This is a genomic window from Actinophytocola gossypii (assembly GCF_025165815.1).
Lineage (GTDB): Bacteria > Actinomycetota > Actinomycetes > Mycobacteriales > Pseudonocardiaceae > Actinophytocola > Actinophytocola gossypii.
This window is the reverse complement of sequence record NZ_JAFFZE010000017.1, coordinates 227034-249482: the sequence shown is the minus strand read 5'-3', so window position 1 is coordinate 249482 and position 22449 is coordinate 227034. Positions and strand designations below refer to the sequence as shown.

General features: G+C 71.6%; 22 protein-coding genes. 9 read left to right on the top strand and 13 right to left on the bottom strand.

Features of this window, described 5'->3' with window-relative positions; all coding sequences use genetic code 11:
- Window positions 1-52 precede the first annotated feature (52 nt).
- Window positions 53-3217 (bottom strand): family 78 glycoside hydrolase catalytic domain, encoded by a 3165-nt coding sequence (locus JT362_RS24745; RefSeq protein WP_260194092.1) that lies wholly within the window; start codon window positions 3215-3217, stop codon window positions 53-55.
- 107 nt (window positions 3218-3324) lie between these two features.
- Between JT362_RS24745 and JT362_RS24740 the strand changes: the two genes are divergently transcribed.
- Window positions 3325-4119: an IclR family transcriptional regulator gene (locus tag JT362_RS24740; protein WP_260194091.1), complete on the top strand. Its 795-nt coding sequence runs from the start codon at window positions 3325-3327 to the stop codon at window positions 4117-4119.
- A gap of 161 nt (window positions 4120-4280) precedes the next feature.
- Here the strand turns inward: JT362_RS24740 and JT362_RS24735 are convergent, their stop codons facing one another.
- The 6 genes from JT362_RS24735 to JT362_RS24710 form a co-directional block, all read right to left on the bottom strand.
- A complete protein-coding gene (locus JT362_RS24735) occupies window positions 4281-5195 on the bottom strand; it encodes an ABC transporter substrate-binding protein (protein ID WP_260194089.1) in 915 nt (304 codons plus the stop codon).
- A gap of 11 nt (window positions 5196-5206) precedes the next feature.
- A complete protein-coding gene (locus tag JT362_RS24730) occupies window positions 5207-5944 on the bottom strand; it encodes an ABC transporter permease (protein ID WP_260194087.1) in 738 nt (245 codons plus the stop codon).
- Between the two features lie 70 nt (window positions 5945-6014).
- Window positions 6015-6683 (bottom strand): ABC transporter permease, encoded by a 669-nt coding sequence (locus JT362_RS24725; RefSeq protein ID WP_260194086.1) that lies wholly within the window; start codon window positions 6681-6683, stop codon window positions 6015-6017.
- Complete coding sequence (locus JT362_RS24720) at window positions 6680-7810, bottom strand: ABC transporter ATP-binding protein (protein ID WP_260194085.1); 1131 nt, start codon at window positions 7808-7810, stop codon at window positions 6680-6682. The genes JT362_RS24725 and JT362_RS24720 overlap by 4 nt, the downstream gene beginning before the upstream one ends.
- A gap of 160 nt (window positions 7811-7970) precedes the next feature.
- On the bottom strand, window positions 7971-10556 hold the full coding sequence (locus tag JT362_RS24715) for a sensor domain-containing protein (RefSeq protein ID WP_260194083.1): 2586 nt from the start codon (window positions 10554-10556) through the stop codon (window positions 7971-7973).
- Between the two features lie 181 nt (window positions 10557-10737).
- Window positions 10738-11937: an NAD(P)-dependent malic enzyme gene (locus JT362_RS24710; RefSeq protein WP_260194081.1), complete on the bottom strand. Its 1200-nt coding sequence runs from the start codon at window positions 11935-11937 to the stop codon at window positions 10738-10740.
- Window positions 11938-12153: 216 nt separating this feature from the next.
- Between JT362_RS24710 and JT362_RS24705 the strand changes: the two genes are divergently transcribed.
- Window positions 12154-12759 (top strand): dTDP-4-dehydrorhamnose 3,5-epimerase family protein, encoded by a 606-nt coding sequence (locus JT362_RS24705; RefSeq protein WP_260194080.1) that lies wholly within the window; start codon window positions 12154-12156, stop codon window positions 12757-12759.
- Here JT362_RS24705 and JT362_RS24700 read toward each other — a convergent pair.
- Window positions 12742-13086, bottom strand: coding sequence for a S24/S26 family peptidase (locus tag JT362_RS24700; RefSeq protein ID WP_311202750.1), 345 nt, complete (start codon window positions 13084-13086; stop codon window positions 12742-12744). The genes JT362_RS24705 and JT362_RS24700 overlap by 18 nt on opposite strands.
- An 82-nt stretch (window positions 13087-13168) precedes the next feature.
- Between JT362_RS24700 and sodN the strand changes: the two genes are divergently transcribed.
- The 5 genes from sodN to rox all read left to right on the top strand — a co-directional run bounded on the left by sodN (window position 13169) and on the right by rox (window position 16881).
- Window positions 13169-13576, top strand: coding sequence for a superoxide dismutase, Ni (gene sodN / locus JT362_RS24695; protein WP_260194078.1), 408 nt, complete (start codon window positions 13169-13171; stop codon window positions 13574-13576).
- Between the two features lie 333 nt (window positions 13577-13909).
- Complete coding sequence (locus JT362_RS24690) at window positions 13910-14500, top strand: histidine phosphatase family protein (RefSeq protein ID WP_260194077.1); 591 nt, start codon at window positions 13910-13912, stop codon at window positions 14498-14500.
- Between the two features lie 9 nt (window positions 14501-14509).
- Window positions 14510-15007, top strand: coding sequence for a GNAT family N-acetyltransferase (locus JT362_RS24685; RefSeq protein WP_260194076.1), 498 nt, complete (start codon window positions 14510-14512; stop codon window positions 15005-15007).
- 167 nt (window positions 15008-15174) lie between these two features.
- Window positions 15175-15348, top strand: coding sequence for a hypothetical protein (locus tag JT362_RS24680; RefSeq protein ID WP_260194074.1), 174 nt, complete (start codon window positions 15175-15177; stop codon window positions 15346-15348).
- Window positions 15349-15456: 108 nt separating this feature from the next.
- Window positions 15457-16881 carry a rifampin monooxygenase gene (rox, locus tag JT362_RS24675; protein WP_260194073.1) on the top strand — a complete coding sequence of 475 codons (1425 nt, stop codon included), beginning with the start codon at window positions 15457-15459 and terminating at the stop codon, window positions 16879-16881.
- Between the two features lie 109 nt (window positions 16882-16990).
- Here rox and JT362_RS24670 read toward each other — a convergent pair whose 3' ends face one another.
- Complete coding sequence (locus JT362_RS24670) at window positions 16991-17719, bottom strand: S1 family peptidase (RefSeq protein ID WP_260194072.1); 729 nt, start codon at window positions 17717-17719, stop codon at window positions 16991-16993.
- Between the two features lie 108 nt (window positions 17720-17827).
- A complete protein-coding gene (locus tag JT362_RS24665) occupies window positions 17828-18247 on the bottom strand; it encodes a hypothetical protein (RefSeq protein WP_260194070.1) in 420 nt (139 codons plus the stop codon).
- A gap of 73 nt (window positions 18248-18320) precedes the next feature.
- Here JT362_RS24665 and JT362_RS24660 point away from each other — a divergent pair, with 73 nt between their 5' ends.
- Together JT362_RS24660 and JT362_RS24655 are read left to right on the top strand one after the other, a co-directional pair.
- Window positions 18321-19259, top strand: coding sequence for a diacylglycerol/lipid kinase family protein (locus JT362_RS24660; RefSeq protein WP_260194069.1), 939 nt, complete (start codon window positions 18321-18323; stop codon window positions 19257-19259).
- 242 nt (window positions 19260-19501) lie between these two features.
- Window positions 19502-19756, top strand: a complete 255-nt coding sequence (locus JT362_RS24655) for a WhiB family transcriptional regulator (RefSeq protein WP_075136731.1) — start codon at window positions 19502-19504, stop codon at window positions 19754-19756.
- Window positions 19757-19880: 124 nt separating this feature from the next.
- Here the strand turns inward: JT362_RS24655 and JT362_RS24650 are convergent, their stop codons facing one another.
- From JT362_RS24650 to JT362_RS24640, 3 genes are read right to left on the bottom strand one after another with little or no spacing between them, the layout of a single operon-like run.
- Entirely contained in the window at window positions 19881-21386 is a 1506-nt protein-coding gene (locus JT362_RS24650; protein ID WP_260194068.1) for a sensor histidine kinase, read from the bottom strand.
- A gap of 23 nt (window positions 21387-21409) precedes the next feature.
- Window positions 21410-21643 carry a mycothiol system anti-sigma-R factor gene (gene rsrA, locus JT362_RS24645; protein WP_311202749.1) on the bottom strand — a complete coding sequence of 78 codons (234 nt, stop codon included), beginning with the start codon at window positions 21641-21643 and terminating at the stop codon, window positions 21410-21412.
- A 35-nt stretch (window positions 21644-21678) separates the two neighbouring features.
- The gene (locus JT362_RS24640; protein WP_260194065.1) at window positions 21679-22341 is read right to left on the bottom strand and encodes a sigma-70 family RNA polymerase sigma factor; all 663 of its coding nucleotides are present in this window, start codon (window positions 22339-22341) and stop codon (window positions 21679-21681) included.
- Window positions 22342-22449: the final 108 nt, after the last annotated feature.

The following is a 22449-nucleotide window of genomic DNA, read 5'->3' as shown; positions in this document are numbered from 1 at the left end:
ACCCGGCGACGCGGTTCGCACGACCCGAGCGGCACGGAGTCCGTCTGGGATGTCAGACTTGGCCGCGGAACCGCCAGGTGCCCGCCGCGACCTCGTACACCGCGAACCCGGGCTCGTACCGCAGGAACCGGGCTCCCCGCCGCACCGACGCGGCCGCGCGGGAGGCGGCCGGGACGTGCACCTCGGCGGTCGATCCGACCGGGACGGTGACCGTCAGGTGCACGGTGCGGCCGGTCGACGCCCAGCCCGCCGCCGCCCGGCCCCGCACGGTCCGGATCGACGTTCGTGCCCACCGGACCCCGACCCGCGCGTCCGGCCGGACGGTGAAGCGCCGGTAGCCCGCGTCGCCCGGGCGCAGGCCGGCGACGTTCTCGTACAGCCACTGCACGACGGTGCCGAGGAAGTAGTGGTCGCGGGACCGGGAGTCCAGCGGCCAGAACTCCCACATCGTGTCGGCGCCGTTGTCGAACCAGTACCCCCAGCTCGGGTAGGTGCGCTGGGTGGCCAGCGCGTGCGCCACGTCCGCGTGCCCGTGCGCGGTGAGCACCCGCAGCAGCACGCTGGTGCCGAGGATGCCGGTGTTCAGGTGGTTCCCGCGCTCGCGGATGTCCGCGACCAGGCTCGCCACCACGCTGGCGACCGCGCCGTCCGGGACCATCCCGAACATCAGCGGCACCGCGTTGGACGTCTGCCGGTAGTGCGGGTCCTTCTCCGTCCGGTAGTGCCCGTCGACGAGGAACGTCGCGTTGAGCGCGTCCCGCAGCTCACCGGCGACCCGCCGGTACCGGACGGCGACGTCGGTGTGCCCGAGCAGGTCGCCGACCTCGGCGGTGAGCGTCAGCGCCCGGTACAGGTACGAGGTCGCGGTCAGCCGGGTGTCCTCCGGCGGCACCTCGTACCCGGGCGAGACCCAGTCGCCGAGCGCGGTGACCGCGAGCCCGTTCTCCAGGCGGTCGATCTCCCAGTCCAGGTACGCGGTCAGCGTCGGCCACTGCGCGGCGGCCACCCGGTCGTCGCCGTAGACCCGGTACATCTCGCGGACCAGGAACGGGTACACGGTCGTCCACTCCGGTGTCGGCGCGAGCTGCGTGTACCCCCAGCCGCCGCTCGGCACGATCACCGGGATCTGGCCGCTGTCCACCCGGCTGTCGCCGAGGTCGCCGATCCACTTGGTGAAGAACCGCTGGATGGCGAACGCGTGCAGCATCACCGGCGCGGCGACCTGCGCGTCCCCGGTCCACCCGTTCTTCTCGAACATCGGCGTGTCGGTGGGGATGCCGTGGAAGTTGTTGAGCAGCGTGCGGCGCATCGCGTGTTCGAGCTGCTCGAAGAACGGCTCGGAGCACTGGAAGTCGCCTGCGTCGGGGACCGCGCTGTGCACCAGCCGGCCGAGCAGGTCGTCCGGGTCGGGACGCGCGGGCAGGCCGGTGACCTGGACGTACCGGAAACCCTTGTAGGAGAACCTCGGCTCCCAGCGTTCCACGCCGGTGCCGGCGCAGACGTACTCGTCGGTCTGGTGCCGGCCGGGCACGAGCCCGTTCGCGGAGATCACGGTGCCGTCGTCCCGGAGCTTCTCACCGTGCGCGAGCCGGACCACGGTGCCCGCGGAGGCGCTGACGGTCAGGTGCGTCCAGCCGGCCATCGTGCGACCCATGTCGGCGACGTACACGCCGGGGCTCGGCTCGGTGATGGCGACCGGGCGGACGGTGTCGGCGATCTCGATCGGCTCGTGCTGTTGGGCGCGCAGGGTGCCGGCCGGGGCGTCCTGGAGCACGGGTTCGCGCCAGTCGGTCGGGGCGCGGCGGGCGTCGTACGTCTCGCCGGCGTAGAGGGAGTCGGACCGGGTGGGGCCGTCGGCGACCCGCCAGTCGGTGTCGGAGGCGATCGTGGTCGTGGAGCCGTCGGGGTGGCGGACCTCCAGCTGGGCGAGCAGGCGGGGCTCGCCGTGCCAGCTGGCCTGGTGCCAGCCCCAGACGTTCGGGGTCGTCATGCCGTAGAAGCCGCGGCCGAGCGTCACGTCGACGCGGTTGGTGCCGCGGCGGAGCTGGCCGGTGACGTCGTGGGTGACGTACAGGACGGTCTCGTCGTAGTCGGTGAAGCCGGGGTCGAGCACCTGGCGGCCGACGCGCCTGCCGTTGAGCTCGGCCTCGTAGTAGGAGAGCCCGGACAGGTACAGCCGCGCCGAGTCCACCGCCTTGTCGAGCCGGAACTCGCGGCGCAGCACCGGGGCGGGGCGGGTCGCGTTCACCGCGACCTGGTCGCCCCACGGGCCGTGGCCGTAGGGCGCGAGGACGGTCGCGGGCGCCCAGGAGCTGTCGTCGAAGTCCGGGCGCTGCCACCCGTCCTGCTCGGTGTCGGTGACCCGCCAGCCGTCACCGGTGGTGAGGTCCACCCGCTGCCCGTCGGCCAGCTCGACCTCGAGGCGGACGAGCAGGCCGGCCGGGTTGACCGAGCTGCCGCCCCGGTTGTGCGCGACGGCGGCGAGCACGGTCTCGCCGGCCCGGACCCGCGCGGTCACGTCGCCGAGCAGGCCGGCCTTCCACCCGTCGACCTGCTCTGGCGCGTGCAGGACCTGCTGACCGTCGAGGTACAGGGTGAAGTCGTCGTCCGCGGTGGCGACCACCCGCGCGCGGGTGACCTCGGCTGGCACATCGACGCTCCCGCGCAACCAGCGGGCGCCGACCGGGGCGCCCTCGGTGGTGGCGTCGGCCGACCAGATCCAGGAGGCGCCGTCGAACGCGGGCGGCGCCTCGGGGGCGGGGGCGCCGATCCAGCGCGCCTGCCAGGGGGTGTCGAGGAACCCGGTCTCCCACCAGCGGGCCGGGCTCCAGCCGGAGACGCGGTCCTGGTCGTCCCAGACGCGGACCTGCCAGGTGTAGCGGGTACGCGGGCGCAGCGGCGGGCCGCCGTAGGGGATGCCGACCGTGCGGTCGGAGCGGACCTTGCCGGAGTCCCAGACGCCGGCGATCCGGACCTGGTAGGCGGTCTGCCGGGCGCCGTGCTGGTCGGTGTCGAGTTCCCAGGAGAGTCGAGGTGCGGTGACGTCGGTGCCGAGGAGGGTCTCGGCGTACTCGACGGTGGTGCGGTCCACGCGCAGCCGGCCACGGTGCCGGCCGGGTTCGGCGGCGGCCCGCGCGGTGGTGGCGATTGTCGTGGCCAGCGCCCCCGCGGCGGCCGAGCCATGGATGAACGTCCGCCGGTTGACCCCGCTGCTCATGGCGCTCCTTTCGACGAGGTTTCGTTCAACCCCTGAATGAAACGTTTCAACTCCAAATCCTAGGGCCGCCATCGAGTGATGTCCATCACTTGCCGCAGACTGTTCCGATGGGAGCCAGCAGCGACGTGCCAGCGCTGCGCCGCGGGCTGGCCGTGCTCCGGTTGCTGGCGACGAGGGCCGGCCCGGTCACCGCGGGCTCGGTCGCCCGCGAGCTGAACCTCCCCCGCTCCACGACGTACCACCTGCTGGCGGAGCTGGTCGCCGCCGGCTTCGTCACCCACCTGCCGGACGAGCGCCGGTACGGTCTCGGCCTCGGCGCCTTCGAACTGGGTTCGGCGTACCTACGCCACGATCCGCTCGAACGCCTCGCCCGCCCCGTCCTGCGCGCGCTGATCGCCCGCACCGGCCACACCGCGCAACTGGGCGTCCTCCACGGCCGCGAGACCCTTTACCTCCTGCGCGAGCAACCCCCACACCCACACGCGACAGTGGTGACCGACGTCGGCGTCCGCCTACCCGCGCACCTGCCGGCCACCGGCCGCGCGATCCTCGCCCGCCTGCCCGCCCCGCAGGTCCGGGCCCTGTTCCCGAACCGGGAGACGTTCGTCGACCGCACCGGCCGAGGCCCGGCGCACCTACCCGCCCTACGCCGCCTGCTCACCGCGGGCCGCCAACGCGGCTGGGCGGTGGAGGACGGCTACGTGACGCCTGGCTTCGCCTCCGTCGCGGCCCCCGTGCTCGACCACGCCGACCACCCGATCGCCGCGATCAGCACCACCTTCCGCCACGAGTGCGACCCCGAGTGCGGCCACACCTGGCCCGACCTGGCCGCCGAGACCCTCCGCGCCGCCACCGACCTCAGCACCCGAGTCGGTGGCCGGACCACCGAGCCGATGCGATGAAGGCTCCCTTCATCGCATCGGCACGACGTGAAACCAACCCTGAAATAAGGCGTTTATATCGGCCAGCCCCCCCCCCCCGGGTGGGGGGCCCCCGCCCCCCCCCCCGCGTCCCCCCCCCCCCCCCCCCCCCCCCCCCCCACGACGTGAAACCAGCCGTGAACTCAGGCGTTGATCTCGGCCAGCCACTCCTCGGCCACGTCGGCGTAGTCGGGCTTCTCCGGGGAGTTGAGGCGGGCGTTGAGGTCGAGCAGGACGTCGGTGGTCAGCTCGGCCGAGATGCCGTTGAGGGTCTCGGTGACGGTGTCGTTCACCTTGTCCTTGGCGATCAGCGGGACCACGTTCTGCGCGGCGAAGTTGTTCTTCGTGTCCTCCAGCACCACCAGGTCGTTGGCCTCGATCGCGGCGTCCGTGGTGAAGATGTCCGCCGCCTGCACGGTCCCGTCGAGCAGGGCCTTCGTGGTGATCGCGCCGGGCGCCAAGGCCTTGAAGCTCTTGAACGTGCAGCCGTAGGTCTCCTTGAGGCCGGGGATGCCGTCCGGGCGCTGCTGCATCTCCGTCGGCGCACCGAAGACGATCTCGCCGCAGTGGGGCACCAGGTCCTCGATCGTCGTCAGGCTCCACTTGTCGGCCGTCTCGCGGGTCACCACCACGGCGTCCTTGTTCTCCGCCTCGGCCTTCTCCAGCACCGTCAGGTTGTCCGGCAGGACCTCCTGCAGCGCCGTGTAGACCTCCTCGGGCTCGACCTCCGGCGCCTCCTTGTTGACGAACTGCAGCAGCGTGCCGGTGTACTCCGGGATCAGGTCGATCGAGCCGTCCTCGATGCCGGCGAAGTACTTCTCCCGGCTGCCCAGGTCGAACTCACGGGAGACCGTCACCCCCGCGCCCTCCAGCGCCTGGGCGTAGATCTCGGCCAGCAGCTGGCTCTCCGGGAAGTCCGCCGAGCCGATCGCGATCGACTCGCTCGAACCACCTTCGCCCCCTGCCGGGTCCTCGGCCAGCGGGTCGGAACTGCCGCAGGCCGTCAGTGCCAGCGTCGCCGCCACGGCGGTCGCCACGCCGGCGAGTGCGCGCTTCATGTCCTGTCTCCCTAGGTTGGGTTCTCCACCAAATCAGTAGTCGGCCGCCGACGCAGCCGGACCGCGCGCCTGGCCCGCGACTGGTTCCGCACCCCGGGGGACACCACGAGGCGCTCGACCAGTTCCAGCAGGCCCTCCATCAACAGCGCGAGCACCGCGACCGCGATCGCGCCGGCCGCCATCTGCGGGTAGCCGTCCGGTGAGCCGGCGCCCGCGTTGTTGCCGTCGATCACGAACCTGCCGAGGCCGCCGAGCGACACGTACGCGGCGATCGTCGCGGTCGCGATCACCTGCAGGGTCGCCGCGCGGAGGCCGCCGATGATCAGCGGCAGCGCGTTCGGCAGCTCGACCCTGGCGAGCACCGTCGGCCCGCGCATGCCCATGCCGTGCGCTGCGTCCACCGCGGCCCGGTCGACGTTGCGCACGCCGGAGTACGTCCCGGCCAGGATCGGCGGGATGGCCAGGATCACCAGCGAGATCACCAGCGGCAGCAGGCCGACCCAGGTCAACAGCACCAGCAGCGTCAGCAGGCCCAGCTCGGGCAGCGCGCGCAGGCCGTTGGACAGGCCCGCCACCAGGAACGTGCCCTTGCCGGTGTGCCCGATGACCGCGCCGAGCGGCACCGCGATCGCGGCCGCGATCAGCACCGCGATGCCGGTGTAGGTGAGGTGTTCGAGGATCCGGGCGGGGAAGCCGCTCGGCCCGGACCAGTGCTCCGGGTCGAACAGCCACGCGAACGCGGAGTTCACGACACCCCCTCGCGGGCTCGGCGGTGCCGTTCACGGTCGCCCTGTGTCAATGGTTCGCTCGCGAGCTCGCTCACGAGTTCACCCCCTTGGCCGTCCTCGTCCACGGCGTGGCGATCCGGCCGACGAGCAGCAGCAGCGCGTCGATGATCAGCGCGATCACGACGATCAGCACGATCGCCGCGACCAGCTCCACGCCGTTGTTGCGCAGGAAGCCCTCGGTGATCAGCTGGCCGAGTCCGCCGATGCCGACCAGCGCGCCGACCGCGGTCAGGCTCATCGCCGACACCACCGCCACCCGCAGCCCGGCGACGATCACCGGCACCGCGAGCGGCAGCTCGACGGTCAGGAACCGGTGCAGCGGCCGGTAGCCGACGGCCGTCGCGGCCGCGGTGACCTCGCTCGGCACCGCCCGCAGCGCGTCGGACACCGAGCGGACCAGCAGCGCGATTGTGTACACCGCCAGCGGCACCTGCACGTTGAGCGGGTCGATGATCTGGGTGCCGAGGACCAGCGGCACCAGCGTGATCAGCGCGAGCGACGGGATCGTGTAGAGCACGCCCGCCAGCGGCACCAGGATCCCGCGCGCCACCCGCCAGCGGCTCGCCGCCCAGCCGAGCGGGATCGACACCAGCAGCCCGACCAGCACCGGCAGCAGCGCCAGGTACAGGTGCTCACCGGTCGCCTCGGCGATGTCGTCGGTGTTGGCCGGCAGCCAGGGCCACGGCCAGTCGATGTTCACGCCGGCACCTCACCCGCCCGTCGCGCGTCGGCCAGTGCCGCGAGCACGGTGTCGGCGGTGACGCCGCCGACCACCGCACCGTCGCCGTCGATCGCGATGCCCACGGCGGACGGCGAGCTGAGCGCCGCGTCCAGGGCGTTGCGCAGCGACCCGGCGGTCGTCCCGGCCGAGGAGTCCACTTCGAACAGCGAGCCGCCGGAGACCAGCCTGTCCGCGTTCACCGATCCGTCCATCGTGGACAGCAGCTCGGCGGAAACCCAGCCGAGCGGCCGGTTCTCCGCGTCGACCGCGACCGCCCAGCCGTCGTCGAGCTGGTCGGCGGTGGCCTGCTCGCCGGCGCGGACCGTCGCGACCGGACCGACGGGGACCCCGCCCGCGTCGAGGAAGCCGAGCGCCCGGTAGCCGCGGTCGCGGCCGACGAACGAGGACACGAAGTCGTCGGCCGGCCTGGCGAGCAGCGCGGACGGGTCGTCGTACTGGGCGAGCCGGCCGCCGACGCGGAACACCGCCACCCGGTCGCCGAGCTTGATCGCCTCGTCGATGTCGTGGGTGACGAACACGATCGTCTTGTCCAGTTCGGACTGCAGGCGCAGTAGTTGCTGTTGCAGGTCGTCGCGCACGATGGGGTCGACGGCGCTGAACGGCTCGTCCATCAGCAGCACCGGCGGGTCGGCGGCCAGCGCGCGGGCGACGCCGACGCGCTGCTGCTGTCCGCCGGAGAGCTGCGCCGGGTACCGCTTGGCGAGCTTCGCCGGCAGCCCGACCAGTTCGAGCAGCTCGCCCGCCCTGGACCGCGCGGCGCGACGGCTCTGCCCGGTGAGCAGCGGCACGGTGGCGACGTTGTCGAGGACCGTGCGGTGCGGGAACAGCCCGGCGTGCTGGATGACGTACCCGATGCCCCGGCGCAGCAGCGGCGGGTCGGACTCGCGGATGTCCTTGCCGTCCAGCAGGATCCGTCCGCCGGTCGGGTCGATCATCCGGTTGATCATGCGCAGTGACGTCGTCTTGCCGCAGCCGGACGGTCCGACGAAGACGGTGATCCCGCCGTCCTCGACGGCCAGGTCGAGGTTGTCGACCGCGACCGTGCCGTCCGGGTACTGCTTGGTCACGGCCTGGAACTCGATCACGCTCGAGACTCCTCAGGTCGAGACGGCCCCCTGCCGGCCGTAGGTCGCCCGACCTTAGCCGGTGGTACCGACGGCGGCAGGTCGTCCCAGCATCTGACGACGACCGGTCAGCCTACCCGATTGCTCTGTTCGGCGCAGCCGTTGCGAAGTCGAGACCGGTTCAGGATCCGCGTGGAATGTGCACCGGTCCGAGCCGCATCAGCTCCCGGTGGGCCTCCGCGGACAACGGTCGGGACAGCAGCCAGCCCTGGTAGGCCTCGACGCCGAAGCTGCGCAGCACATGGAACTGCGACTCGACCTCCACGCCCTCGGCCACGCAGGTGCGGCCCATCGCGCGGGCCATGTCGACCAGCGCGCGGACCACCGCGAAGTCGGCCGCCTCGGTCGCCACGCCGGACACGAACGCCCGGTCGATCTTGATGATCTGCGCCGGCAGCTCCTTGAGCCGCGACAGCGACGAGTACCCGGTGCCGAAGTCGTCCACGGCGAACCGCACGCCGCGGTCGGCCAGCTCGGCCATGGCCGAACGCGACCGGGACGGCAGGTCGATCAGGCTGGTCTCCACCAGCTCCAGCACCACCCGGTCCCAGGCGATGCCCGACTCGGCCACCGCGGCCGACACGATCTCCACGAACTCCGGGTCGCCCGGCACCAGCCCGGCCAGGTTCACCGCGACCCCCGGCCCGCCGCCCAGCACGCCGCCGGTCAGCAGCGGCCAGTCCGCCGCCTCGCGCAACGCCGTGCGCAGCACCCAGCGGTCCAGCTCGCGCAGCAGGTCACCCTGCTCGGCGACCGGCAGGAACTCGCCGGGGCTCAGCATCCCCCGCTCCGGGTGCGGCCAGCGGACCAGCGCCTCCGCGGACAGGATCGTGCCGTCCGGGCCGACCACCGGCTGGTAGTGCAGCACCAGCTCGCCGTTCGCGATGGCGTCCCGCAGCTGGCCCTCGAGCAGCATCTGGCTGTTCGCCGTGTGGATCAGCTCGGCGTTGGCCAGCGACACCCGCCCGGTGCCCTGCCGCTTCGCGTTGAACATCGCCGCGTCGGCGAACCGCAGCAGGTCGGCCGCGGTGGACCGGGACCCGGCGCTCGGCCCGCCGTCCGGCCCGTTCGGCACCGCGGCGCCGATGGCCGCCGAGACCCGCAGCAGCTGGCCGCGCACCGGCACCGCCGTGCGCAGCAGCCGCGCCACCCGGTTCGCCAGCACCTCGACCCCGCCGACCTCGCCGACGTCCGAGCAGATCACCACGTACTCGTCGCCGGACATCCGCCCCGGCGTGCAGCACGGCGGCAGCCCGCGTTCCAGGCGCCTGGCCAGCGCGATGATCAGCTCGTCACCGACGTCGTGGCCGAGGGAGTCGTTGACCCGCTTGAAGTTGTCCACGTCGCAGAACAGCACCGCGACGCTGTCCGCCTCCGGCCCGCTCAGCAGCTGGCCCAACAGCTCGTTGACCGCCGCGCGCCCCGGCAGGCCGGTCAGCTCGTCGTGGGTGGCCTGGTAGCGCAGCCGTTCGGCGGCCCGGCGGCGCTCGGTGACGTCGGCGAACACCACCAGCCAGAACCGCTGGCCGTCGTCGGCGACCGACGAGGTCACGCTCAGTTCGCAGTACACCGACTTGCCGGACGCGGTGACCAGGACCCGCTGGCCCGCGCGCAGGTCGCCGCCCTGCAGGCCGTCCGAGTGCAGCAGCGAGGTCGCCCGGTCGGTGGGGTGGGCCAGGTCGGTGGCCGACCGGCCGCGCAGCCGCTCCAGGTCCTCCTCCAGCAGCCGGCACAGGGCGTCGTTGGCGTCGAGCAGGTGCCCGCTGTCGTCGAACAGCGCGATGCCGACCGGGGCGATCGCGACCAGGTCGGTGAACCGCTGGCTGGAGCGCATCATCCTGGTCTCGGTGGACCGCTGCTCGGTGACGTCCTGGGCGGTGCCGATCATCACCTGGGCGCCTCGGCTGTTGTCCCGGGCGACGGCGCGGCAGCGGAGTACCCGACGGCCGCCGTCCGGCAGGACCACGCGGTGCTCGGCCTCGGCCGGGCGGCCGTCCACGGCGAGCCCGCGCCAGCGCTTGTCGACCCAGTCCCGGTCGTCGGGGTGCACCATGCTGAGGTAGTCGGTGTAGGTGATCGGCACGCCCGGCTCGACGCCGAACAGCTCGTAGAGCATGGTCGACCACACGCATTCACCCGTCTGGGTGTTCCACTCCCAGGTGCCGACCCGGGCGACCTGTTGAGCGTCCTGGAACAGGCGACGGTCGAGGATCGCCTGCCGCTCGAGGTCGCGGGAGCTGGTGACGTCCTGGACGGTGCCGAGGATGCGGACGACCGCGCCGGTGGCGTCGGTCTCGGAGCGGGCCCGGACGCGGAAGTCGCGCTCGCCGGTGGCGTCCCGCAGCTCGACCTCGATCGGCGCGTCGTCGGTCGGCGAGTACAGCCGGGCGCGGAACAGGTCGAGCACCGGCTTGTCGTCCGGGTGGACCAGTTCGATCGCGGCGGAGAGGGTGTCGCCGGTGGGGGAACCGCAGAGCCGGCGCAGACCGTCGGAGAAGTACGCGCGGCCGGCCCGGACGTCGATGCTCCACACCCCGAGTTGGGCGAGCTCCTCGATGTCGGTGAGCAGGACGGGCGTGACGACGTCCGCCCGCGGTGGCTCCCCGGTGACGGGGACGGCGGAGTTGGCGGCCACCGCGGGCATGGCTAACTCGCCGGTCCGCACCGCCGCGGGGTGCGGGCCGGCTCGCAGGACATGCTCGGCCACACGCCATCCTCTCGCCCGCATGCCGGCGGGTCGGGCGCAGCCGCCGATCTTTCCCGCCGGTGCACAGGCTACCGCGTGAATTACCCGAGGATTGTTCGAAATCGCCGAAGCAGGGGTTCCGCCGCCGGTCCGGGCCGCTGACCAGCGACGACACCCCTGCCACGTGGTTATCGAGCCGTGACTACGCCGTGACGCCGTCCTCCTCGGCGGCCTTCGCGACCGCCGCGGCGACCTCCGGCGCGACCCTCGGGTCGACCCCGGACGGCACGATGTGATCGGCGTCCAGGTCCTCGGCGGCGACCTGGAAGATGGCCTCGGCGGCGGCCAGCTTCATCCGCTCGGTGATCCGGCGCGCGCCCGCGTCCAGCGCGCCGCGGAACACGCCGGGGAAGGCCAGCGAGTTGTTGATCTGGTTCGGGAAGTCGCTGCGACCCGTCGCGACGATCGCGGCGTGCTTCCGTGCCACGTCCGGGTGAATTTCCGGGTCGGGGTTGGACAGCGCGAACACGATCGGGTCCGGCGCCATCGAGGCGATCAGCTCCTCGGGCACGGTGGAGCCGGACAGTCCGACGAACACGTCGGCGCCCGCCAGCGCCTCGGCCAGACCGCCGCGCAGCCCTGCCTTGTTGGTCCGGGTGGCCAGCTCGGCCTTGACCGGGTTGAGCCCGTCCCGGCCGGCGTGCACGATGCCCCGCGAGTCGAGCACGGTGACGTCCCCGGCGCCGGCGGAGAGCAGGAAGTTCGCGCAGGCCACCCCGGACGCCCCGGCGCCGGCGATGACGATCCGCTCGTTCTCGATCGGCCGGTCGAGAACGGCGTTGGCGCCGCGCAGGGCGGCGAGCAGGATGATCGCGGTGCCGTGCTGGTCGTCGTGCATGACCGGGCAGTCCAGGGCCTCGATCAGGCGCTTCTCCAGTTCGAAGCAGCGCGGCGCTGACACGTCCTCGAGGTTCACCGCGCCGAACGAGGGGCGCAGCCGGACCAGCGTCTCGACGATCTCGTCGACGTCGGTGGTGTCCAGCACCAGCGGGATCGAGTTGAGCCCGCCGAAGGTCTTGAACAGGGCGGACTTGCCCTCCATGACCGGCAGGGCGCCCCGTGGCCCGATGTCCCCGAGGCCGAGCACCGCGGTGCCGTCGCTGACCACGACGACCAGGCGGTTGGTCCAGGTGTAGCGCCGGGCGAGGTCGGCGTCCTCGGCGATGGCCCGGCTGACCTTGGCCACGCCGGGCGTGTAGACGATGGAGAGGGTGCGCGGGTCGGCGATCGGGCGGGTCACCGCGACGTCGAGCTTGCCGCCCTCGTGCGCGGCGAAGATCTCCTCATCGGTGACGGGGGCGGTCAGATCGGGTTGCACGAGCGGGTCGTTCACGGTGGTCATTGCGTCCCTCCAACGGGCCGAAGCGGGGATCGCGGAAAGGTAGCCCCGCCGGGTCTCGGCACGATCGAGCATCGATCGGGTACGTCGACGCGTTCGTGGTGCCGGCCGATCGGCCGCGCGCGGATGGTTCGCGGGCGACCGCGGACGCTGCGGTGTCCCACAGTGTGACAGGTGCGGGGCCGGAGGTGGAGGTAAGGGGCCAGTACGCTTAGTCACATGGATGTTCGGGAACTGGCCGTACCCGGCGCGTTCGAGTTCACCCCGAGGGTGTTCCCGGACGACCGGGGTCTCTTCGTGTGCCCCTACCAGGAGGAGGACTTCGTCAAGGCGGTGGGGCACCCGCTGCGGCTGGCGCAGACGAACCACAGCAAGTCCCGGCGCGGGGTGATCCGCGGGCTGCACTTCGCGGACGTGCCGCCCGGGCAGGGGAAGTACGTGTACTGCCCGCAGGGCGCGCTGCTGGACGTGGTGGTCGACATCCGCGTCGGGTCGCCGACGTTCGGCATGGTCGACGCGGTGCGCCTGGACCCGGTCGAGTTCCGCGCGGTGTACGTCTCCGAGGGGATCGGCCACGCGATGATGGCCCTCGAGGACGACACGGTGATCTCGTACCTGTGCTCGACGCCGTACAACCCCGGGGCCGAGCACGGCCTGAACCCGCTGGACCCGGAGCTGGACCTGCCGTGGCCGGCGGAGATCGAGGCGGTGCTGTCGGACAAGGACCGCGCGGCGCCGGGGCTGACGGAGGCGCGGACGATCGGCCTGCTGCCGACGTACGAGGACTGTCTGGCGCGGTACCAGCAGCTACGCGCCGGGTCGTAGGGCCTTTCGCAGGGCCTTCGGGCGAGGCCAGGCCCGCCACCGCACGACCCCGTGCACCGTGGCGGGCCCGAGCTCGCGCGAGTCGGTGGACGCGAGGTCGTTGTCCCCGACCACGAACCACCCGTCACCCTGTGGTCCGACGGCGCGCTTGACCGACAGCTGTCCCGGCCGGGACGTCCAGGTCACGACGACCACATCACCCGGCTCCGGGACACCCGTTCGAGCGATCACGATGTCGCCGTCACGCAGCGTTGGCGCCATGGACGGTCCCCGTACGCGGATGCGGCGAAACGGCAGCCTGCCCAGCGGGTTCGGTTCGGGTGCCAACGATCACCTCCGTCGTGTCGGACCATGATGCCGGGAGTAGTGTCGCGATCAGTCGGAGCGTCAACCTGTTTCAGGAGGAAAGATGCGACTCCTGTCGCGCATTCTCGGCCCACGCCTGGAGGCCACCGCACACTGCGACCTTCCGTGTGGCGTGTACGACCCGGCGCAGGCCCGCATCGAGGCCGAGTCGGTGAAGGCCATCCAGCAGAAGTACCAGGACAACGAGGACCCGGAGTACCGGACCCGCGCGATCATGATCGCCGAGCAGCGCAGCGAGCTGGTCAAGCACCACCTGTGGGTGCTGTGGACCGACTACTTCAAGCCGCCGCACTTCGAGAAGTACCCGCAGCTGCACGAGCTGATCAACAAGGCCACCAAGGCCGCGGGCGCCTCCGGCACCAAGGGCTCCATGGACCCGGCCACCGGCCAGCAACTCCTCGACTACATCGCCGAGATCGACAAGATCTTCTGGGAAACCAAGAACGGCTGAACCCCAGCGCATCGCCAACGGCGCCCACCGGCGGGACGATTTCCCGCTGGTGGGCGCCGTTCGTCACCTGGGGAGGCTTCGCGTGCGTACCGGGAGAAGGGCGGCCTGGCACTTGAGGGCGTTTGCACGACGGCTCCGCCACGCGAACCACCGCGCGTCGACGTGGTGGTCGAGGCGTACCTGGGTTCAGCACGCCGAACGTCGGCATGGCACAGATCGTCGCCCTGCTTCGGCCCGAGCCGGAGGCTCGGTAGCTCGTTGGGTCAGGACAACCGGCGCGGTCACTCCCGGCCGGGTTAACCTACCTGCCAGTAGCCTGGGAGGTGGCCCGCCATGACCGCGCTCTACCTGCTTCGACACGGCGAGACCGACTGGTCCCGCACCGGACGCCACACCAGCGTCACCGACCTGCCCCTCACCCCCACCGGCGAGCGCCTGGCCGGGGACGCCGGCCGGCTGCTGGGGACGATGCGCGGCGCCACCCGCCCCGCGCTCGTCGCCACCAGCCCGCGCGGCCGGGCGATCCGGACCGCGGAGCTCGCCGGCCTGTCGATCGACTCGGTCACCGAGGACCTCGCCGAGTGGGACTACGGCGAGTACGAGGGCCTGTCCACCCCGCAGATCCGGGAGACCGTGCCGGGGTGGACCGTGTGGAGCCACGTCTCCCCCGGTGGCGAGACTGCCGAGCAGGTCGGCGCGCGGGCCGCGCGGGTGGTCGAGCGGGTGCGCGACGCCCTGGTCGACGGGGATGTCATCCTGGTGGGGCACGGGCACTTCAGCCGCGTCCTGGTCGCCACCTGGCTCGGGCTCCCACCCACCGCCGGCGTCCACTTCGCACTCGAGGCCGCCGCGATCTCCGTTCTCGGCGACGAGCGCGGCGAGCCCCAGGTCAAACGGCTGAACGTGCCTCCCGTACTGGAGTAGGAGCACGCCATGCCCGATCCCCGCGTCCGCCGGGTCCGTGAGTCCGATGTGGACGCCGTGGTCGGGCTGGTGTACGAGCTGGCCGAGTACGAACGTGCACCCGACGAGTGCCACCTGACCGCGGAACAGCTGCGTCGCGCGCTGTTCGGGCCCAGTCCGGCGCTGTTCGGCCACGTCGCAGAGCTGGACGGTGAGGTCGTCGGCTGCGCGTTGTGGTTCCTGAACTTCTCGACGTGGGACGGCGTGCACGGTATTTATCTCGAGGATCTTTATGTCCGGCCCGCCGCGCGCGGCACGGGACTCGGGAAAGCCCTCCTCATCGCGCTCGCCGAAGAATGCGTGAACAACGGCTACACGCGGCTGCAATGGTGGGTTCTGGACTGGAACAAGCCGGCCATCGACTTCTACGAATCGCTTGGCGCGACCGCGATGGACGAATGGACCGTCTACCGCGTCACCGGCCCGGCGCTCGACAAACTCGCCGGCCGTGACGCCGTCCGATCCTGACTCTCGGGCCGGGTTCCGACTTCCGTCCCGCTGACGAGCAGTTCGAGCGACAGGACGCCCGACCGCGGTCCCTGTCGGGCCGCCGAGTCGGCGAATGGTTCGCCGACCTGCCGGTCACGCCGAGAGCCTGGGTGGATTGGTCACTGGAATGGCGAACAGGTGAGTCGGTGCGGCACATTTCCGCGAATTCGTTCCTGTTCACGCTCGAAAGCGTGAATGGTCCGAGTGGCACCTGTTCGACCCGATTGACCACCGGCTTGTGGCTGGCGACGGACAGCGGCGGCCTGCACATCTTCAACGCGCTGGACGAGAACGGGCTGTCGGCGAAGCGGGAAGACTGACCTTCCCCCGCCACTTTCAACGTATAGCGCACCCCGGGGCTTGTGGCAAGACCCCGGTGGTGCCGCACAATCCCCGTCCGACATCGCACATCGTTGAGGGGGATTTCCATGTTCGACGTGATCGTCGTCGGGGGCGGGCCTACCGGGTTGATGCTCGCGAGTGAGTTGCGGCTGCACGGCGTGCACGTCCTCGTGCTGGAACGGGACGTCGAGCCGACCAGGATCGTGCGGGCGCTCGGGTTGCACGCGCGCAGCATCGAGGTGATGGCGCAGCGTGGGTTGCTGGACCGGTTCCTCGCCGCCGGCCGGCGGTACCCGCTCGGTGGCTTCTTCGCCGGCATCCGCAAGCCGTCGCCGGAGCGGTTGGACACGGCGCACGCCTACGTCCTCGGCATGCCGCAGCCCGTCATCGACCGGCTGTTGGACGAGCGGGCGGGCGAGCTCGGTACCGAGATTCGGCGCGGGTGCGACGTCGTCGGGCTGAGTCAGGACGACGACGGGGTGACCGTCGAGCTGGCCGACGGCTCGCGGCTTCGGTCCCGTTTCCTCGTCGGCTGCGACGGTGGGCGCAGCACGGTGCGCAAGCTGCTCGGCGTCGGGTTTCCCGGGGAGCCGTCGTCGGTGGAGATGCTGCTGGGTGAGCTGCGGGTGACCGAGCCGGCGGAGACGGTGGTCGCGGTCTCGAACGAGATTCGCGAGACCAACCGGCTGTTCGGCGCCGGGCCGATCGGTGACGGGGTGTTCCGCGTTCTCGTGCCGGCGGAGGGACTTGCCGAGGAGCGCTCGGTTCCGCCCACCTTCGAGGAGTTCACGCGGCGGTTGCGGGCGGTGGCGGGCACCGACTTCGGTGCGCACTCGCCGCACTGGCTGTCGCGGTTCGGCAACGCCACTCGGCTGGCGGAGCGTTACCGGGTCGGGCGGGTGCTGCTGGCCGGGGACGCGGCACACGTCCATCCGCCGGTCGGTGGACAAGGGCTCAACCTCGGCGTTCAGGACGCCTTCAACCTCGGGTGGAAGCTGGCGGGCGAGGTCGCGGGGTGGGCGCCGGCGGGGCTGCTGGACAGCTACGAGACCGAACGACGGCCGGTGGCCGCCGACGTGCTGGAGATCACCCGGGCGCAGATGGAGCTGATGTCCACCGAGCCGGGGCCCCGGGCGGTGCGGCGGCTGGTGGCGGAGCTGATGGACTTCGACGAGGTCAACCGGTACCTCACCGAACGGATCACCGCGATCGGGATCCGGTACGACCTCGGCGCCGAGCACGACCTGGTGGGCCGGCGGCTGCGGGACATCGGGCTGAAGCGGGGGCGCCTGTACGACCTGACCCACGACGGCCGCGGACTGCTGCTCGACCAGACCGGGCGGCTCTCGGTCACGGGCTGGGCGGACCGGGTCGACCACGTCGTCGACGTCAGCGAGGAGCTGGACGTGCCGGCCGCGCTGCTGCGACCGGACGGGCACGTGGTCTGGGCCGGTGACGACCAGCGGAGCCTGCTCGACCACCTGGCCCGCTGGTTCGGCGACGCCGGCTGAGTCACGGCGGTGGCGGGCCGGCACTGCCCCGGCGCTCAACGCGCGCGTGGGTCGTCGAGCACGCGAACGCCGCGTCCGGGGGCACCCGGACGCGGCGTTCGAACCGGGCTCACACTCCGGCGATGCCGGCGATCCAGTCGCGGTACTGGGTCACGTTGGTGTACGCGGTGCGGGTCGCGCGGTCGCTCGTGGAGGCGACGCCGACCTGGTAGTACCCGCCGTCCACCGGGCTGGTGGCGAACATCGGACCACCGGAGTCGCCGCCGGCGGTGATGCCGTCGATCCGGTTCGCGCACACGGCGACGCCGCCTCGGTAGTCCGAGCAGCTGACCGAGTTCACGCCGACGTCGGCCACCTTGAGCATCTGGGACTGGCAGTTGATCTCCGGCTGGTCGGTGCACGTGGCGCCCCAGCCGTAGACCTGCACCGTCTGCCCGACGGCCACCGCGCCCGCGGTGCCGAGCGGCGAGTAGGTCGCGGACACCGCGTGGTCCAGCTCGGCCAGCGCGAGGTCGGCCGAGCCATGCGTGTGGATGTTCACCGCGGTGGCCTGCTCGCCCTGGGTCTGGTCCAGGCTGCCGATGTTGAACGAGACCGTGCCGCCACCGGCGACACAGTGCTCGGCGGTCAGGATCCAGGTCGGCGCGATGATCGTCGCCGAGCAGTTCTCCTGGCCGTTGACGAAGAGTCTTGCGGCCCACGGCGCGTTCTCCGCGTAACCACCGTCGATGATCGCCGGCCCAACGGTCGGCTCGTCGGCCGCAGCCGACGGAGCCAGGAAGCCGAGCACGGCTGCCGCCGCCCCGACCAGGGCCGCCCCGACACGAACGAAACGCATTGCGAATCACCTCGTAGCCGCGGCGCACGGCCGCGGAGCAGGGACAAGGAACCCCATCAGGGTCACCCGTTCGTGGTAGATCCACTACCCGCCGTTAGTCGGGAATCCCTACTGCCCCGATTTGCCCGACTCGTCCTCGTCCAGGCCGAGCGACCACATCCGGGACGGGCCGGCGAACAACAGGTACAGCACGAGCGCGCAGAGCAGGCCGATCGGCACCCCGTACTCCGGGCGCCCGGACGGCCCGGCCGCGTACCAGGCGACGCCGAGCAGCAGCAGCTCCACCACCACCGCCGGACTGCGTGCCCAGTGCTTGCCCAGCACCAGCGCGACGCCGACCGCGACCACCCCGCCACCGAGCACGACGAAGTACCCGGCCTCGCCGAAGACGTTGTTGCCCTCCGTCGACGCGCCGTCCAGCGCCCGGATCAGCAGCGCCGCCGCGAACACCAGTCCGGCGAGCCCCTGCAGGCCGACCAGCACGCCCGCGGCGCGAACGGTGCGCGGGGCGTCGGATGCGATGCGCACGATCGTCCTCCGGCCGGGTGTGAGGTTCGACTGGGATCCTAAATGCCCGCCCGCACTCGCCTACCCTGCGGTCATGCGCGCTGTGCTGGTGGTGAACCCGAAGGCGACCGCGACCACGGCGGCCGGGCGGGACGTGCTGGCGCACGCGCTGGCCAGCCAGGTCAACAAGCTGGAGATCCTGGAGACCGACTACCGCGGCCACGCGATGGCCGCGGCCGCGCAGGCCGCGGCGGACGGCGCCGACGTGGTCGTCGCGCACGGCGGCGACGGGACGGTCAACGAGGTCGTCAACGGGCTGCTGAGCCACGGCCTGTCCCCCGAACTGCCCATGCTCGGGATCGTGCCGGGCGGATCGGCGAACGTGTTCGCCCGCGCGCTCGGCGTACAGCGGGACCCGGTGGAGGCGACCCACCAGCTGCTGCACGCACTGGAGGGCAGGCGGTCGCGGCGGGTCGGGCTGGGGCGGGTCGAGTCGGACCGGCCGGGCGATCCGGTGCGCTGGTTCACCTTCTCCGCGGGTGTCGGCCTGGACGCCCAGGTGGTGGCCGAGGTGGACCGCAAGCGGGGCAAGCGGGCCAGTCCGGCGCTCTACACGCGGGTCGCGGTCACCCAGTACCTGCGCCCGTCGGGGCGGAAGGCGCGGCTGACGGTGTCGATCCCGGGCGCGGAGCCGGAGTCGGGCCTGCGGCTGGTGTTCGTCTCCAACACCGACCCGTGGACCTACCTCGGCACGCGGCCGATCCACCTCAACCGCGGCTGCGGCTTCGACGGCGATCTGGGGGTGTTCGCGCTCCGCAGCCTTCGCTTACCGACCGTGCTCAAACACCTCCGTCAGGCGGTCAGTCGAAAGGGTGAGCAGCGCGGTCGCAACCTGCTCCGCCTCGACGACGTGCCCGCGCTCACCATCACCTCGCCCGAGCCGGTCCTCGTGCAGTGCGACGGGGACCTGATCGGCGAGCGGACCTGCGTAAAAGTTTCGTCGGTCCGGCATGCTCTCGCCGTCGTCGGGTAGCCGTGACGCACGGGCGCGGGATCGCCACGGAGCGACTTGAGGGGCGAGACGCAGTCGTGACCAAAATGTTACTCTGTGCTCCGCCATGCCTCTGACGTCGATCTTTCGGGTGAGTTCACGCACGGGCTGATGAAGAACCCTTGACATATCGCTGGGTTGTGAAAGCATTCACAAGCACCCCAAGAGACCGGATTGACGACTGAGGCGCTTCCGAACGCGCCCAAAGCGAGGAGCACGTAGAAATGGACTGGCGCCACCGCGCGGCCTGCCGTGACGAGGACCCCGAGCTGTTCTTCCCCGTGGGGACCAGCGGTCCGGCCATACTGCAGGTCGCCCAGGCGAAGGCCGTTTGCCACCGCTGCACCGTCGCTTCCAACTGCCTGACGTGGGCCCTGCAGAGCGGCCAGGACGCAGGTGTGTGGGGCGGAATGAGTGAGGACGAGCGTCGCGCGCTCAAGCGCCGCAACGCCCGTACGCGGACCGGCAGCAACGCCTGATCGCCCGCTTTCGACGCCACGAGGCCCGGCTCCCGAAAAGGGATCCGGGCCTTTCGCGTTTCCGGGGTGCAGCGAAGGAGGCCTCCATCGCACCCAACGCGACGAAGGACGCCTTCATCGCATTTCAGGTGCGGCGGTGGGCGAGCGGGACGCGCAGGACGGCCTCGGTTCCGCCGCGCGGGCGGTTGCGCATGGACAGCGAGCCGCGCAGCTCGGACTCCACCAGGGTGCGGACGATCTGCAGGCCGAGGCCGTTCGAGCGTTCCAGGGAGAAGCCCTTCGGCAGGCCCCGGCCGTCGTCGGACACGATGACGTCCAGCCAGCGGGCGGTGCGCTCGGCGGAGACCTCGACGTCGCCGGTGACCCCGGTCGGGTAGGCGTGCTCGATCGCGTTCTGCACCAGCTCGGTCAGCACCATCACCAGCGGCGTCGCCACCTCCGCGGCCACCACGCCGAACTGGCCGGTCCGCCGGACGCGCACGTGGTTCTCCGCCACCGCGACGTCGCCGACTACCGGGATCACCTTGTCCAGCAGCTTGTTCAGGTCCACCTTCTCGTCCACCGACGTGGACAGCGCCTCGTGCACCATCGCGATCGCGGCCACCCGGCGGACCGACTCGGCCAGCGCCGCCCGCGCCTCCGTGCTCGCGGTGCGGCGGGACTGCAGGCGCAGCAGCGCGGCGACGGTCTGCAGGTTGTTCTTGACCCGGTGGTGGATCTCCCGGATCGTCGCGTCCTTCGACATCAGCGCCCGGTCACGCCTGCGCACCTCGGTCACGTCCCGGACCAGGACCAGCGCGCCGGCCGCCTTGCCGCCCGGCCGCAGCGGCAGCGCCCGGAACAGCACGCCGGCGCCCCGGTGCGACTCCGCCTCCGCGCGCATGCTCGGCTGGCCGTCCAGCGCGGCCAGGATCCGCTGCGCGATCTCGGTGGCGTCGAACGGGTCGGCGATCAGGCCCCGGGTGAGCGGCGCCAGCCGCACGCCGACCAGCTCGGCCGGGTGACCCATCCGGTGGTACGCGGACTGGGCGTTGGGGCTCGCGAACACCACCGCGCCGGTCGGGTCCAGGCGGATCAGGCCGTCGCCGACCCGAGGGCTGGTGTGCACGTCCGCGGCGGGCTCGGAGGTCGGGAACGTGCCGTCGGCGACCATCTGGCACAGGTCGGCGGCGATACCGAGGTAGGCGATCTCCAGCGAGCTGGGCACCCGGGGCACCGCCAGGTCGGTCTCCCTGGACAGCACGGCGATGACCTTGTCGTCGAAGGTCACCGGCACGGCCTCGCGGCGGACCGGGACGCCGTGGTACCAGCGCGGGTCCTCCTCGCGGCAGATCCGCCGCTCCTCGGTCGCGCGGCGCAGCTGCGGGTGGTCGGCGACGGCGAGCGTGCTGCCGACGACGTCCTCGGGGTGCGCGGTGGGCGCCGTGGTCGCGCGGGCCTGCGCGACGCACAGGTACTCGACGTCCGGCTGGGCCGGCGTCGGCGGTTCGCCGACCGGAACCCACATCAGCAGGTCGGCGAACGACAGGTCGGACAGCAGCTGCCACTCGGCGACCACCATCTGCAGGTGGTCGACCTCGCCGCCGGAGAGCTTGGTGTGCTCGGCGAGCAGGTCGGAGAGGGTCGACAAGGCTCAGGCCCTGCGCGAGCCGGTCACGCCTGCTCGCGATGTTCGGTCACGGTCTCCCTGATCTTGTCCCGCAGCCGCTGCTTGAGCGTCTCGGGCGCGTGGTCGCCGCCGCACTTGCTCTTCAGCAGGACCTTGAGGTGCTCCTCGATGCCGAACTGCTCCAGGCACGGGCTGCACTCGTCCAGGTGCTTCTCCAGCAGCTCCCGGCGGCCCTGGTCGCACTCGTGGTCGAGGAACAGCCAGACCTCCTCGAGCACTTCGTCACAGTCCGTCTCATGTGGTTTGCCGCAGCTCACGATCCGGTCACCTCTTGCTCGGTCGAGCGCAGGAACCCTCGGTCCCGCGCGACCCCGGCCAGCAAATCACGAAGCTGCCGACGGCCACGGTGCAGCCTGGACATCACCGTGCCGATCGGCGTGTGCATTATCTCCGCGATCTCCTTGTACGCGAAACCCTCGACGTCGGCGAGGTACACGGCCAGCCGGAAGTCCTCCGGCAGCTGCTGCAGGGCGTCCTTGACGTCGTTGTCCGGCAGCCGGTCCATGGCCTCCAGCTCGGCCGAGCGCAGCCCGGTCGAGGTGTGGCTCTCGGCCTGCGCGAGCTGCCAGTCGGTGATCTCCTCGGTCGGCGACTGCAGCGGCTGGCGTTGCCGCTTGCGGTAGCCGTTGATGTAGGTGTTGGTGAGGATCCGGTACAACCACGCCTTGAGGTTCGTGCCCTTGGAGAAGGACGCGAACGCGGCGTAGGCCTTCAGGTAGGTCTCCTGGACCAGGTCCTCCGCGTCGGCCGGGTTGCGCGTCATCCGCAGGGCAGCCGCGTAGAGCTGGTCGAGCAGGGGCATCGCGTCCCGCTCGAACCGCTCGATCCGCTGCGCCTCGGTTTCGACCGCGTCGACCTCCGGGGGGTGGGTATCGGTGCGTGGCACCGTGCTCCCTTCCAGTTGGAACCGTCCCATGGTCGGATACGCATGGGACACCGTCGAGGATACGCGGCGGGTCCTGTTCAGCACGTCGGAAGGCACGCCCGGATCAACAAGCCCGGGCCCATGCACATTCCCGGCCGA

What these genes read in the sequence shown, in the direction of transcription:
- JT362_RS24660 (WP_260194069.1), top strand. Translation starts at nt 18,321, where the DNA reads ATGCGCGCTGTGCTGGTGGTGAACCCGAAGGCGACCGCGACCACGGCG.
- JT362_RS24655 (WP_075136731.1), top strand. Translation starts at nt 19,502, where the DNA reads ATGGACTGGCGCCACCGCGCGGCCTGCCGTGACGAGGACCCCGAGCTG.
- JT362_RS24710 (WP_260194081.1), bottom strand. Translation starts at nt 11,937, where the DNA reads ATGACCACCGTGAACGACCCGCTCGTGCAACCCGATCTGACCGCCCCC.
- JT362_RS24735 (WP_260194089.1), bottom strand. Translation starts at nt 5,195, where the DNA reads ATGAAGCGCGCACTCGCCGGCGTGGCGACCGCCGTGGCGGCGACGCTG.
- JT362_RS24640 (WP_260194065.1), bottom strand. Translation starts at nt 22,341, where the DNA reads ATGGGACGGTTCCAACTGGAAGGGAGCACGGTGCCACGCACCGATACC.
- sodN (WP_260194078.1), top strand. Translation starts at nt 13,169, where the DNA reads ATGCGACTCCTGTCGCGCATTCTCGGCCCACGCCTGGAGGCCACCGCA.
- JT362_RS24670 (WP_260194072.1), bottom strand. Translation starts at nt 17,719, where the DNA reads ATGCGTTTCGTTCGTGTCGGGGCGGCCCTGGTCGGGGCGGCGGCAGCC.
- JT362_RS24705 (WP_260194080.1), top strand. Translation starts at nt 12,154, where the DNA reads ATGGATGTTCGGGAACTGGCCGTACCCGGCGCGTTCGAGTTCACCCCG.
- JT362_RS24740 (WP_260194091.1), top strand. Translation starts at nt 3,325, where the DNA reads ATGGGAGCCAGCAGCGACGTGCCAGCGCTGCGCCGCGGGCTGGCCGTG.
- rox (WP_260194073.1), top strand. Translation starts at nt 15,457, where the DNA reads ATGTTCGACGTGATCGTCGTCGGGGGCGGGCCTACCGGGTTGATGCTC.
- JT362_RS24745 (WP_260194092.1), bottom strand. Translation starts at nt 3,217, where the DNA reads ATGAGCAGCGGGGTCAACCGGCGGACGTTCATCCATGGCTCGGCCGCC.
- JT362_RS24690 (WP_260194077.1), top strand. Translation starts at nt 13,910, where the DNA reads ATGACCGCGCTCTACCTGCTTCGACACGGCGAGACCGACTGGTCCCGC.
- JT362_RS24685 (WP_260194076.1), top strand. Translation starts at nt 14,510, where the DNA reads ATGCCCGATCCCCGCGTCCGCCGGGTCCGTGAGTCCGATGTGGACGCC.